The following is a 14836-nucleotide window of genomic DNA, read 5'->3' as shown; positions in this document are numbered from 1 at the left end:
AACAATATGAAGACGAATTATTTCCTCCGGCATCGGCTGGTCGTGATGCTGCTGATGCTCATTGCGACAATGACAAGCGCACAGGCAGGCGAGTATATCACTGAAATTATCTCCATTGGAACCAAAAAAGGCGGGGGTAATTCTTTGAAGAGTGAATACAGGAACCAGGGTTGGATAGTGGTCGACAAAGACCTGAACAGGAATGCTGGAGGCTGGGACGTCTATGTTGCCTACAAGACCAGCAACACCATCAATCCAGAGACGGGCTACATTACCGATATCTGTGCATCGGACAAGCAAGTCAGCTCCTTCACCTTTGAAGGTCGCACCTACTATCGGGTGCCCACCAACTCAGGCTATAACGGTGACTTGAACCGCGATGCAGGAGGTGCCTACATCTTCCTCTATTACACGCGCCAACGCGACAACCTGCAAACCTATGGTGACTCCAAGCGTGTCATCACGGCCCTTTCAACAAGCAGCGATGGCGAAGACGACAACCCACAGACAGCAGCCATCTCTTGGCGCAATTCGAAATACAGCGGTCTGTGCGAGGTGAACAAAAGCGCCGGTGGCGACTATATCTATATACAGCAGCATTTCACCACGCAAAAGCTGGAGTGGAGAGAAGATCCCACCTTTGCCACGGGTCTTGTGTTCAACGGCGTGGAGCAGGAACTGGTGAAAAAGACCGCATCAGACAAGAACTGGGGCACTATCAAGTTCAGAGTGGACAACGGTGCGTGGACGGCCGACAAGCCCATGGGTCAGGATGTAGGCAACTACAAGATAGAGTATTATCTTGACGGTGGCGACTTTGCCGACTACAGTGAAACGAGGAGTACGACAGTCTCCATTGACGCGCCCATCGTGAAGGCAAAAGACCTAACAGGTGTGTTCAATCAGGCCGAGAAGAAGGTGAACCTGACGTGGAGCGTGGGCACCATTCCCGGCAACTATACCGACTATAATTGGGTGGTTTATCGCAACGGCGAAAAGATTGCCAAGCTACCGCAGAACGTACACACCTACGCTGATGGCAGCTTTACTAACGAGTCATCGCCTGTATATGATGTCTATTATGTGTCGAAGTTCTGGGACGAAGACACCAAGCGCGACGACACGAAAGCCACGGTGACAGTGAGCACCGTACGCACCGTACCTATCAACAACCTTGAAGTAGAATGCCAGGACGACCGCATCATATTTGTCTGGACATCGGACGGCTATGTGGCGGGCTTTGGAAACAAGTTCCGTATCTACGTGGGCGATGAGGAGAGCCCCATCTATACCCTTACGCCCTCCGACATGCAGACTTCTTTCCGTTGGGAGCACCGAACCACCGACCAGCACACCAACCGCCAGAACAAAATTGACGAACAGACGGGCGTTCCCTATACCGAAGAACCGCTGAACGCCTGCGCTCCGTCAACCTATCGCATAGAGGGAGTCATCGGCAACACGACACTCAACTCGGAGAACATCAACCCCAAGGCCATTGGCAACGGCACGCTGTTCTATGAGTTCGATGCTACGAAAGGCGCATACGAGGGTATGGTGAAGCTATCGTGGCATGTCAACAAGCAGGGTTCCACGCTCACCAAGACTTACATAGTGGAACGCCGGCAGGCAGAACAGGAAGGTGAGCCTTGGGCAGTATTGGCCCGCATGTCGAGTACCGATGACTATCTTACCTACGACGACCAGACGGCGCTGCCTGGTGTTTTCTACGACTACCGCGTGACCGTTGAGGACAAGTGTTCCGACGGCTCCATCATCAACAACGAAATAACCAGCATTGGTTTCGCCAAGAGCACTGGTACTGTGACGGGCCGTATCGCCTACGGTTCATCAGGTACAGCCGTACAAGGTGTGGAAGTCATCATGACGAGAACCCATGCTGGCAACGACGACCAGGGACAGTACCACTCTATGTATTTTACCGACGTAAACGGTTCGGTAACGTGGCAATATCCTTCTGACGCCTACGCTGCCAGCCTGTTCGCTTCGGACGATTTCACGGTACAGATGTGGTTACTCCCTGAATCGTTCAGCGACAGCAGGATTGCAGACTTCGGCAATAACATCGTACTGGGCATGACGGTCAGCGGACAGCTGTATTTTAGCGATGGCACCGACAATCTGACCTTCGATGGCATCACGCTGCAAACGAATGCCTACAACCATGTGGTGCTGACCCGCAGTGGCACAACGCTGACCTGCTATGTAGTGAACGTGGACGCTGACAACCATCCCATTGTGAAGAAAGCGACCCAGACAACTACAAACTCTCCATTCTCAACGCTCAACTCCTCCACGCAGTTTGAACTGGGTCATTTCAAAGGCTCGGTAGACGAGTTCCGCCTCTGGACGAAGTGCCTCAACGAGGATGAGATTCTGGAAAACTACGATCACCTGTTAGTAGGCAACGAGAAGAACCTGGAGACCTATTGGACCTTTGACGAAGGCTTGCGCACACAGTTCTTCGACTATTCGCGCTACGGCACCACCTATCACCAGCACCATGGTCGCGTAGGCAGCAACACGACGGCCTCAACCGTAACGCCTGGTGTGCTCACCCTGAAGGCCAAGACCGACGACAACGGAAACTACCAGATTCAGGGCATACCGTTCAGTGGCGAGGGAACCACCTACTCCGTAGTACCCCTGCATGGCATCCACGAATTCAATCCCAGCAGCAGACTGCTCTTCTTTAACAGCAACTCGCTCGTACACAACAACACCAATTTCGAAGATGTGTCGTCGTTCAAGATGAGCGGCCATATCTACTATGCTGGCACCAACGTGCCTGCTGACAGTATTCAGCTCTATATTGATGGTGTTCTGCAGAGCAAGGACGGTGCGAGTGTGCAGACCGATGAAGATGGCTACTACGAACTGTCAGTACCCATCGGCAAGCACTTCGTTGAGGCTAAGATGGCTGGCCATACGCTGGCCGACGGAGGCCGCTTCCCCACACAGGGCACGTTCAACTTCGACCGGCACGTGTCACACGACTTCAGTGATATCACCTTGGTCAATTTCACCGGTCGTGTAGGCGGTGGTGAGCGCAATGACACACTGGTCGTGGGCTTCGCTGCATCGAAGAACAACATAGGCATGGCCACCATCCAGTTAGCTCTGAATAATGCATCGTTCTCGCTGAACTGCCAAGACGACCACATCAGCGATGCCACCAGCGAGCGCACCTGGGCCAGCGACACCACAAGCATCAACAGTCGCTCATGGACAGGCACCAGCTACGATGCTAAATATATCTATATACGGACCGACTCGCTCACCGGTGAGTTCTCGGCTCTGTTACCCCCGTTGAGATATGTGGTGAAGAGCGTGCGCGTGGACAACAACCCCAACGTGGAATTCCTCTCGCTGCCAGAAATCAATCTGACCAACGGCATACAAGAGTACACCGACAAAATACGGCCGGAAGACAGGGATACCACACTCCTTTTCGGCCCTGACACCTACAAGTATCACACCAAGCATCTGTTCACCTACTTTGCCCCACCCCAGATTGATGTAATCGACAAGATGAATGGCACGACGGGAGCCTTTGGCATACAGGAGCTGACAGACTATCCGATCGGCGATGCCGAATCACCTGAAACGGCAACTATCAGCGATATCTGGAAGCAAGACGACAGCGATGGCAGCATCAGCTACCTGTTGGGCTATCCGCTCTACGAGAAGGGCAAGACCGTAACCTACGAAATCTTTGGCTACGAGAAGTACACCAACTACGACGGTCAGGAACCCGTGCACGATATCATCCCGATGAATGATCAGGAAATTACGCTGACCAACGAGATGGGCGAGAACCAGAAAGTCATCTATCTGGTGGAAGACTCGACCACCGGTTATCAGGTGAGTCAGATATACGACATAGAGACAAACAAGGTCACGCTCGACGCCAATGGTCGCGTCACCTACAAGTGGGGCGTAGGCATGCCCAACATCATCTCTCCCTACAGCCGTAACTTCAGCATACTCTTGGTACGTAAAGACCGTACCTACGAACCGTTCTCACTGAACGCTGTGGTACTGGGCGACCTGCCCGAAGGCGACAACTTCGTGACGCAGGGACCTGACCTGGTGCAGTTCGTATTGCGCGACCCGCCAGGGGCCAAGTCGACTACCACGCTAAAGCGCGCCGTCGTCAACGGAACTACCGAGATGAGTTCCGACATGGCCATCGGCAATCATCAGTTGTTGTGCAAGAATCTGTTCGGAGCTTCTGTAACGGCGGGTGCCGGAATGGGCTTTATGTACATACAGCAGAACAATGTATACGACCAACTGGATGTTGGTACCCATGCCACTTGGCGCACTGGCGATTCCGATGAAAAAGCATGGACAACGACCTACAACCAAGCCATCTCTACCAGTTCGGCATGGCAGTATGTGGGCAGTGCTGGCGATGTATTCGTGGGAACAGCCACCAACCTGCTCTTGGGAAAGACCCGCAACCTCTGCATTGTCAAAGACCTTGAGGGCAAGTATGGTCTCAATGTGGTGGATGCCCTGTCGCTGGGTCAGGAAGTGACAACACTATTCAACTACAGTGCCTACGAGCTGGAGAACGTGATGATTCCCAAGTGGAAGGACCAGCGCCTGTCGTACCTCACCGAAGTGGCCGACCAGAATGCTGCCCAGAGCTATGTGAACACGGGCAAGCGAACCGTCTATCTGACATGGGTTGGAAAGGACAAGAACACCGAGTATCAGAAGAACGTGAACTACATAGCCGTTAGTCCCCAAGAGGTTGATGTGAACGAGGTCGACAGCGTGGAATGGTGCACGAACCAGATCAATAGCTGGATTAAAGTGCTCCGCGACAACGAGGAGAACAAGGTAATGGCCATGAAGAGCCGCGAAGCCAACCAATCCCAGCCTTGGAACGGTTGGCAGAACTTCTCAATCGACGGTGGTTCTTCCTACTCTTACTCTGTGAGCCAGGACACCACCAAGGTTCATAAGAGCCAAACGACTTGGTCGATGAGCGCCATTCTTAACAACTCATGGGCAAATACTTTCAAGAACTTTGTTCACTGGGGAGTATCTTCGACCCTTAGCAATGAAGTGGGTCGCGAACAAAGCGATATTGACGGTGTAGTCCATAAGAATGTGATGGAGTGGGATTATGTGCTTTCCGATGGCAACGTCGATGCCGACCTCTCTATCGACAAATACCCCTCGGGACAGGCTGGCTATAGTGATGTATTCTCGCTTTTTGGCGGTCAGACCTACAATCCCTACGAGGGTAAGGAATACACGAAATGGTTCGAGCCGGGCCAGCACGTGTTGAGCAATGGATCGGAGCAGATGGAGCAACCCGACATACGCATCAGCGTCGACGGTATGAACAGCGCTAAAGAAGCCACACTGACCGATGTGCCTGCAGGACAAGCGGGCACATACACGCTGTTCCTCTCCAACAAGAGTAACACAAACCGGCACTACAACCCCATCTTCCAGCTCATCATACCGGATGCTGACAACACGAAGGGCTTGAAGTTGAGTATCGACGGTGTATCGTTCGGCAACGGACACACCATTTTGATTCCTCAAGGCGAAACCGTGAAGAAAGTAATCACAGTGAACCAAACCGACCAGAGCGTACTCGACTACGACAGCGTGAAAATTGTGCTTGCCTCGAACTATCAGCCCGGTGTCATTGCCGACTATGTAATGTTGCACACCCACTTCAAACCCAGCTCCAGCCCCATCGACCTTGTGATTACCGAGCCCGTGCTTAATATCGAGAACATGCAGCGCAACAAGGGTAATCTGGAGATCAAGCTGACCAACTTCAACCGCCAGTTCAAGGGTATGAAGAAGCTTGGTGTAGAATACCGCTACGAAGGCTCTACCACATGGACACAGCCTTCGGGACTGCAGTTCTATATCAACAAGAAGGATTCGACAAAACAGGGCGACCAAGTGCTACCCACCACTGGCAACCTGCGCCTGTCGTACAACATGAGCAGTGCCAACGACTACCCACAGGGCACTTACACCTTCCGCGCCTACACCACGACGATGTATGGCGAGGAGCCAGTGACCGTGTATAGCGACGAGATTGAGGTGGTGAAGGATGATGTGGCCCCACGTCAGCTCACCACGCCGCAACCTGCCAATGGCATTCTTCGCTACGGCGACGATATTGCCATTGAGTTCAACGAGGATATCGTGCCAGGCTATGTCACCGACAAGAACATCATTGTCACAGCCAAGCTGAACAGTCAGCAAGTGCTGCACGACGTGGCCCTGCAACTGTTAGCCGCAGGCGGCACTTCGGTTTCTGAGAACCCGGTCTTCCTCAATGGCGACTTCTCCATCGACTTCTGGATGAGATGGAAGATGGCTGGCACTATCCTGCAGTTAGGCAGTGGACAGCTTGGACTGAGTGTGGATAGTGAAGGCCACATCTCGGCAGGCATCGCCGGCATGGAGATGAAGTCGGAAGACGTCATTCCCAAGGACACATGGACCTACGTGGTGCTGAGCTATAAGGCTGCCGATATGGCTTTCTCGGCGCTGGCACAGTATGACGAGACCACGCTACGCCTATTTACCAATCAGAAGGTGACCGAGGGTGCCGTAATGAGCCACGTCTATTCCAACGACAACCGTCTCTATATGGGCAACATGACCGGTGCCATCCACGACCTGAGCCTCTTCAATATCTACAGAGACCCCGTCGAGGCTGCAGCAACGAAGTACCAGTCGAAGGACAACTACGTCTATGGCCTGACCAACTATTGGCCCATGGACGAGGGACATGGCACCGTGGCTCGCGACACACGCCATATTAACGACATCGCCGCCAGATACTGGTTCCGCGACAACAAGAACTATGCCCTGAAGGTAGACGAAAAGGGAGCTGACATCGATATCACGCAGATCAATACCCGACCAGGCGATAGCTACGTTTTGGAGATGTGGTACAACTCATCGCAACGACCGAAAGATCAGCAGGAACTTACGGTGTTTGAAGTGGGACAGAACCAGAACCAACGCATCGGGCTCTACTTCACCCATGACTACGACTGGGTGCTGCGCTACGGCGACAAGGAACACCTGGTGGGCAACAGCGAAGCTATCTGGGATACGGAGTGGAACCATGTGGCACTGAACGTGGTGCGCGGACAGTCGGCCTCGTTCTACTTCAACGGTCAGCGCACGGCCGTCATGGCCGAAGCCGACATACCGTCGTTAGAGGGTGCTGTGCTCAGCGTGGCCAAGGGAGCCACATCGGCCATGGTCGATGAAGTGCGCATCTGGCATGCCACACTCTCAGAGAGCCATCTGCTGAACAATATCTACAACTGTATCGACACCACCGATCACTATTCACGCGGACTGGTAGCCTACTACCCCTTCGAGAAGGCAGGCACGGTGGATGGCGTCAGCACCAAGGTGGAAACGCTCGAGAACCTGGCACCCCGTTCGCTTGGCAACTCCGTCAGCCAAGGTCTGACGATACCTGAAGGAAGCGTTTATTCGTTTAACACGGATGTACCGCCGGTGAAAAACGCTCCGGTGGAGAGCCGCCTCATTGCCAAGCCAGTGGCCTCAGAGCGCAAGGTCATTATCAACCTGACCGAGGGCAGCGGCATCAACGCCCGCGATATTGAGGGCACCACCCTGAACATCACCGTAGATAAAATCCACGACATGCACGGCAACGCGTCGGAGCCCATCCGATGGACGGCCTACGTGCAGCGCAACACGCTGAAGTGGATGAAGGACACCGTGAACATCATCAAGAAATACGGTACGGACTACACGCTGGACATCGACATCGAGAACCGTGGCGGACAGACGGAATACTACACGCTGATGAACCTGCCGCAGTGGCTTACGCTGGAAGGCAGTGAGCGCACCGACGACGTGGCACCGCTCAGCACGAAGACCCTGCGCTTCCGCGTTGACCCGATGGCAGCCGTAGGCGACTATGATGTCACCATCGGTCTGCAAGGCAACTACGAGATTATGGAACCCCTGCGTGTGGTGATGAACGTACGCGAAGAGCGGCCCAGCTGGAGCGTCGACCCGTCGAAGTATGAGAACACGATGAACATTGTGGGTCAGGTCTATCTCGACGGCATCCTGATGAGCAACAGCGAGAGCCTCGTAGCCGCCTTCGTCGGTGAGGAGTGCCGCGGCGTGGCAGCACCTGAGCAGACACGCGGGGCAGCCTTTGTCACACTGACCATCTTCGGCAATGGCGCTACCGACTACAACAAGTCGCTCACCTTCCGCATCTGGGATGCAGCCACGGGCGTGGCCTACAGGGATGCCAACGTCACATTGACCGATGGCACCACCGTCAGCAGCATTCTGTTTGATGCCGACCAACTCATCGGCAGTTTCGACCGTCCCGTCAAGTGGACGAAGAGCAACATGATGGAACAGAGACTCTGGCTGCAGAGCAAGTGGACGTGGCTGTCGCTGAGCGTGACGCCTGCCGACTCCCGCCCCCTGACCGTATTCCCCGAACTCACCACCTGGAACACCATCATCAAGAGCCGCACGAGCGATGCCTACTGCAACGGCGTGGAATGGTACGGCCCGTTGAAGGTGGAAGTAGGCAATATGTATAAGGTACTGCTCAACGAACAGCTCAGTTACAGCTACGATCTGTCCGACGGACTGACCGTAAAGGGACAGGCCGTTGACCTGAGCAAGACCCCAATCGTGTTGCATAAGGGATGGAACTGGATAGGCTATCTGCCCACCTCGGCGATGACGCTGCGCGAAGCACTGGCCGGTGCCAACCCCAAGCGGGGTGACCAAGTGAAGTCGCAGACGGGTATCGCCATCTATGGAAGCACAGGCTGGGAAGGTAACCTCAAGGCACTGGAAAGCGGAAAGGGCTACATGTACTACAACAGTAGCGATGTGGAGAAGCAGTTTGTCTATCCCGACAAGACCAGCACCACCAACCGCAAGGCGCTGCGCCACCTGCTGCGTCGCGCACCGCTCACGGTCTTTACGCCCGTTGACCCCTACCTCTATCCGGACAACATGACTGTAGTGGTTCAGCTCGTTGACGGGCAGGCAGTGGTCGATACGGCCGAGGTAGCCGCCTTCATCGCTGGTGAATGTCGCGCAGCCACAAAGGCAGACAGCGGTCTCTATTATCTTGTCATTGCTGGTGAGGGCAGCGGGCAAAAGATGGAGATACAAGCCTTTATCGACGGAGACATTCGCGTCTTGGACGACAACATCGTCTACAGCAGCGACACCAATGTCGGTACGCCTTGGCAGCCATACGTCATCGACCTAAAGAAAGCGAATGGCATCCTGCCTGTCATGGGCGATGCTAAGCACAGCGAATGGTACGACCTGCAAGGCCGCAAGATAGGCGTCCAGCCTTCACGCAAGGGTGTCTACCTCCGCAGTGGAAACAAGAAAGTGGTCAAATAATTCACCATGTGCAATAAGCAGTAAGAATGTTTACTGGAATGTTCAAATGATGTAAATGATTAAAAAGTTAATTTTCGCGCTTCTGCAGAAAATTAACTTTTTAATCTTTTACATCATTAGTCATTTAACTTTCGATTTTCAAGCAAAATCGAGTGCAAAGACACAAAAACATTTCATTCCTTCCAAATAAATTGACGTGAGTTCGATGAAATACGAATGGCCCCCAGTTCTAAAGTCTAAGTCAAGGATACAAATCACACCATCGTTAGATATGAGTCATACCGTCATTCAATACAAACGACGGTATCATTCAATACAAACCGTAGTATCATTTAATATAAACGATGAGAAAGGCGGATTCCCAGTGTCTAGAATCCACCTATCAAAAAGTTTTCAAAACATCTGCTTCACCTGCATCCATCTGTTACCGCGCTGAATATCAACAAGTTGTCACGTGAGCAGATGGAAGCAGATGGGAGCAGATGTTTTTCTCTCGGCATTCGTTTCGCGGTTTTATTTTTTATCACGATGAATGCTTTTTTCATATTTGATGTATTTACTAAATAAGCTTATCCTATTTCGATGGTGTACTCTGACAGGAATGAAGCACCGGGCAGCAAGACAGTCCGTCTGCGTCCCGGTCAGATTCTGAAATACAACTAAAATATATTTCAAACCAATAGAACTTCTTTCCAAACAAGTATATAAATCACATACTGATTGGAAAGAAGTTTTTTATATCCAAATACTCCATCCGACCGTCCTTGTCCAAGGTCCGTCTGTACCCCATGCGAAAGAGAACAAAGCCCGAATAGGTATCCATATAAAAAACAAGTAGGAGGAAAACCAAGTTGTTTTCCTCCTACTCTATTCGTAACGTCCTACAATCTATTTATAGTCATAACTTACTACAGGACGTTGAGTTAGTCCTAACGCTTCTTCACGTTGTCTTCAACCTCTGTTCTTACAGCAGCGGAAATGGCTGTGCGATCAGATGTCGTATAGACGCCCTTACGAATCCATTCAAGGTCTGCATCGGTAGCTGTCTTCCAGTTGGCGAAGTCAGCGGGATAGCCTACCACTTCTACCTCTACCTCCTTGTCGCCGGCCACCTCGTCATATTTAATGTTGAACGTAGCAGCTACCAGCATATCGCAGTTCTGACGGCGCGACACCTCATAGACAGCATAGCTGCGCCAGTTAGCTGGATCGCCTTTCATGGCAAAGAGGGCAATAGTACGCGGTATTTTCACCACCTCTCTTACGCGTTGTTGACTCTTAATTTTCAACTCCACGGTCAACGGTCTCACAGCAGCATTGGCCGTTACACCCAACAGGTTGGCCTCTGTCTCCTGATACTGCACTTGGTTGACTTTCTGGGCTGAAGCGCCCATCACAAACATTGCTCCAAACAGAGCGGTAAGCATAATCTTTTTCATAAGCGTTTGTTTTTTTGTTAGAATTGAAAATAATTATTCATTTATTAGAATTGGAATCCAATACCAAAATTCAACTTTGTCAGAGAGAACGTTTCCTTGTTATTGTAAGGATACATTTCTCTTATATAAGCATCTTCGGCGAAGCTTTTCTTTAGCTCAAGATTCAGGAAGAAACTCTTCGTAAGGAAAAAGTCGATACCAAAGGTAGCGCCATAGGCCACTTCTTCACCAGCCTTATATTTCACCCTTGTATAATATGTATAAGAGGAGCCATTATCATACGGACGACCATCCCACTCCTGACTATCACCTTCCAACATAACTCCTACAAAGCCTCCAACATAAGGAGCTATCGCCATTTTCTCACCGACGGGGAACTTATAGCCGATACGCGGCTGACCAACGATACCGAAGTTGAAATTCGATTTGTCAGACGCTGGTTTCAGCACAGCATTATTCGAAATTCCCTGTGCCTCAATACCCCAGAACAGTCCTTCGCTCGTAGTACCTCCTACATAATGAGTAAAGCCAAAACCTCCGTAGAAACCGAGGTCACTGCCCAGATCACTACTGTTGTGGCTATCCAATGAGGCGCCTAACCGTGCAGTCCACATAAATGTGCGCGGACCTTTTTCTCTCTCTTGAACCACCACCAAACGGCTCTTTGATCTCACAATGTTGCCTTGTGCCATGGTGTGTGCCACGCTGCCAAAGGTGGCAAGCAAGGCCATCAAAATAAACTTTTTCATAGTTGCTTTATTAATATTAGTAAAACTATTAGATAACTATTTACAGAAAAGAAGATGAAAGTGGAGTGACCACTCTCGTGCACTAGTATAGTGATTGCAAAGGTAATGAAAAATACCGAATAACAAAATATTCCTAAACAATTTCGACCGTGCAGGTCGAAAAAAAATACCTGATTGGCCGATGCCAGTCAGGTATTTTTTATCAGTAATCATTTATCAGTTATTCCTAAATACGAGGCCTTCGCCGAACTCATCGATGATGATAGGCTTTGAGCGGTCTATCTCGTCGGCCAGCAGACGCTTAGACAGGTCGTTGAGCACGTACTGCTGAATGGCGCGCTTCACAGGACGGGCACCGAACTCTGGGTCGTAGCCCTCATGGGCCAGCCATTTCACGGCATGGTCGGTAGCATCGAGCCGGACTCCCTGTACGTCGAGCATCTGCTTAACCCGGTTGAGTTGCAGGCGCACCACCTGAGCTATCTCGTCCTCTGAGAGTTGCTGGAAAGTGATGATCTCGTCTATACGATTCAGGAACTCCGGACGCATGGTCATTCGCAACTGCTCGCGTGTGGCATTCGAGGTCATGATGATGATGGTGTTCTTGAAGTCGGCCGTACGCCCCTTGTTGTCGGTCAACCTACCGTCGTCCAACACCTGCAACAGGATATTGAACACATCGGGGTGAGCCTTTTCAATCTCATCGAACAGCAGCACCGAATATGGTTTACGCCGCACGGCCTCGGTCAGTTGTCCGCCCTCATCATAGCCCACATATCCTGGAGGTGCACCAATCAGTCGGCTCACGGTATGCTTCTCCTGATACTCCGACATATCGATACGCGTCATCATCGTCTCGTCGTTGAACAGGTATTCGGCCAGTGCCTTGGCCAGTTCTGTCTTTCCCACACCGGTGGTGCCCAGAAAGATAAACGAGGCAATAGGTCGCTTGGGGTCTTGCAGTCCGGCACGCGAACGGCGCACTGCATCCGAGACGGCAGTGATGGCCTCGTTCTGTCCTATCACACGCTTGTGCAGTTCGTCCTCCAGGTGCAGCAGTTTCTCTCGCTCGCTCTGCATCATTCGGTTCACGGGGATGCCCGTCCATCGGCTCACCACCTCGGCAATATCGTCGGCAGTGACCTCTTCGCGCACCATTCGAGTTGAGAGTTGAGAGTTGAGAGTTGAGAGTTGCTGGGCAATATGATCCTCAAGTGCCTTGAGTTTAGAGTAGCGAATCTCGGCCACCCTACCATAGTCTCCTTCGCGCTCGGCACGCTCAGCCTCCAGTTTCAGGTTTTCTATCTCCTGCTTGTCTTGCTGAATCTTGTTGATGAGCTGGCGTTCACCTTCCCACTTGGCGCGTAACTGAGTCTCCTGCTCTTTCAGTTCGGCAATCTCCTTGTCAAGTTGGGTGAGTTTGTCGGAGTTCTCGGAATTTACTGAATTATCGGAGAACTCCCTTGAGATGGCCGACCGTTCAATCTCCAACTGCGCCCTACGTCGCATAATTTCGTCCAGCTCTTCGGGCACCGAATCGCGCTCCATGCGCAGTTTGGCGGCAGCCTCATCCATCAGGTCGATAGCCTTGTCGGGCAGGAATCGCTCCGTGATATAGCGTTCTGAGAGTTGCACGGCGGCTATACAGGCATCGTCCTGAATGCGCACCTTATGATGGTTCTCATAGCGCTCTTTCAGACCACGGAGAATAGAGATAGCCGACAGCTCGTCGGGCTCGTCCACCATCACCGTCTGGAAACGGCGTTCCAAGGCCTTGTCCTTTTCAAAATATTTCTGATATTCGTTGAGCGTGGTGGCACCGATAGCCCTCAGTTCGCCACGGGCCAGCGCTGGTTTCAGGATGTTGGCAGCGTCCATGGCACCCTCACCACCGCCGGCACCCACCAGCGTGTGAATCTCGTCGATGAAGAGGATGATGCGGCCGTCGGACTGCGTCACCTCATTGATGACACCCTTCAGTCGCTCCTCAAACTCACCTTTATATTTAGCGCCAGCCACCAGCGCACCCATGTCGAGCGAGTAGAGCTGCTTGTCTTTCAGGTTCTCGGGCACATCGCCGCGCACTATACGTCCGGCCAGTCCTTCCACGATGGCCGTCTTACCCGTACCCGGCTCACCTATCAATATAGGATTGTTCTTAGTACGGCGCGACAGAATCTGTAACACGCGGCGAATCTCTTCGTCACGGCCTATCACCGGGTCCAGCTTGCCCGAACGTGCCAGGGTCACCAGGTTCTTCGCATATTTCTCCAGCGACTGATAGTTGTCGTCGGCACTCTGCGACTGCACCTTTTGTCCGCGGCGCAGTTCCAGAATGGCCTGCCGCATGTCTTTCTCCGTGGCCCCGGCATCCTTCAGAATACGGCTCACGGTGGTATTGACCATGAGGAGAGCCAACAGAATGGGCTCACACGATACGTACTCGTCGCCCATTTCCTTCGACAGGTCTTCAGCCTTCATCAGCACCTTATTGGTATCGTTGCTCAGGTAGGGCTCCCCACCCTGCACACGTGGCAAATGCTGCAGTTCCTGTTGGGCCAACATCTGTATCTGCTGAGGGTTCACCCCCAGTTTCTGGAAGATGAACGAGGTTACATCCTTAGCCTTGTCCAAGAGTCCTACGAGCAGGTGTACGGGCTCAATGGTCTGCTGTCCGCCTCGTTGTGCGGTCTGCACGGCGGCTTGCACCGTTTCCTGCGCTTTAATTGTAAACTTGTCTAACGTCATAATCGTCTCCTTTCTATTTTTGATTTATTCTGCTAACAGGCGTTCAAAAAGCATGCCCACAGCATTTCGACTGCCAAAACGACAGAAAAGACAGACAAAATGACAATCGCTTATTTCCGACTTACAAGACGAAGTTGTCACAGGGTTTTACTGGTGGACTTTGAGCCTTTGAGATAATGGTTAAAAAATAGACCAATTTTACCCCTTTTCTACATGCTTAATCGGGCCCATAACTCGCGCCAAATTCACCAAACGGAAAGTGGGGCGAAATATGCGAGTTTTGACGAGTTATACCAAATTTCAGAACCTTCTGAATATCAAACAGTTGTAACAATATCAACATTCTTCTGACATACACCCGCATAAGAACTTCTGCTATACTACAACTGCCGCTCAATTGCAATGCAACTACTATTCAGTTACAAAACAACTACCATTCAGTTACAA

The 14836-nt window shown here is 51.8% G+C and carries 4 protein-coding genes; 1 reads left to right on the top strand and 3 read right to left on the bottom strand.

Annotated features, from left to right (window positions below; genetic code table 11):
* Positions 1 to 6: 6 nt before the first annotated feature.
* Positions 7 to 9453 (top strand): LamG domain-containing protein, encoded by a 9447-nt coding sequence (locus L6475_RS02310; RefSeq protein ID WP_237822136.1) that lies wholly within the window; start codon positions 7 to 9, stop codon positions 9451 to 9453.
* A 929-nt stretch (positions 9454 to 10382) separates the two neighbouring features.
* Here L6475_RS02310 and L6475_RS02305 read toward each other — a convergent pair.
* From L6475_RS02305 to clpB, 3 genes are all read right to left on the bottom strand, one after another.
* Positions 10383 to 10892 (bottom strand): hypothetical protein, encoded by a 510-nt coding sequence (locus L6475_RS02305; RefSeq protein WP_237822133.1) that lies wholly within the window; start codon positions 10890 to 10892, stop codon positions 10383 to 10385.
* 44 nt (positions 10893 to 10936) lie between these two features.
* Positions 10937 to 11641 carry a hypothetical protein gene (locus L6475_RS02300; protein WP_237822131.1) on the bottom strand — a complete coding sequence of 235 codons (705 nt, stop codon included), beginning with the start codon at positions 11639 to 11641 and terminating at the stop codon, positions 10937 to 10939.
* Positions 11642 to 11857: 216 nt separating this feature from the next.
* Positions 11858 to 14389, bottom strand: a complete 2532-nt coding sequence (clpB, locus tag L6475_RS02295) for an ATP-dependent chaperone ClpB (RefSeq protein ID WP_237822129.1) — start codon at positions 14387 to 14389, stop codon at positions 11858 to 11860.
* Between the last annotated feature and the right edge of the window lie 447 nt (positions 14390 to 14836).

It is taken from the genome of Prevotella sp. E9-3 (assembly GCF_022024015.1).
GTDB lineage: Bacteria > Bacteroidota > Bacteroidia > Bacteroidales > Bacteroidaceae > Prevotella.
The sequence above is the reverse complement of the archived record's forward strand: the minus strand, read 5'-3'. Positions and strand labels throughout refer to the sequence as shown.

Coding starts and splice junctions, on each gene's coding strand:
- L6475_RS02310 (WP_237822136.1), top strand. CDS start 7: ATGAAGACGAATTATTTCCTCCGGCATCGGCTGGTCGTGATGCTGCTG.
- L6475_RS02305 (WP_237822133.1), bottom strand. CDS start 10,892: ATGAAAAAGATTATGCTTACCGCTCTGTTTGGAGCAATGTTTGTGATG.
- L6475_RS02300 (WP_237822131.1), bottom strand. CDS start 11,641: ATGAAAAAGTTTATTTTGATGGCCTTGCTTGCCACCTTTGGCAGCGTG.
- clpB (WP_237822129.1), bottom strand. CDS start 14,389: ATGACGTTAGACAAGTTTACAATTAAAGCGCAGGAAACGGTGCAAGCC.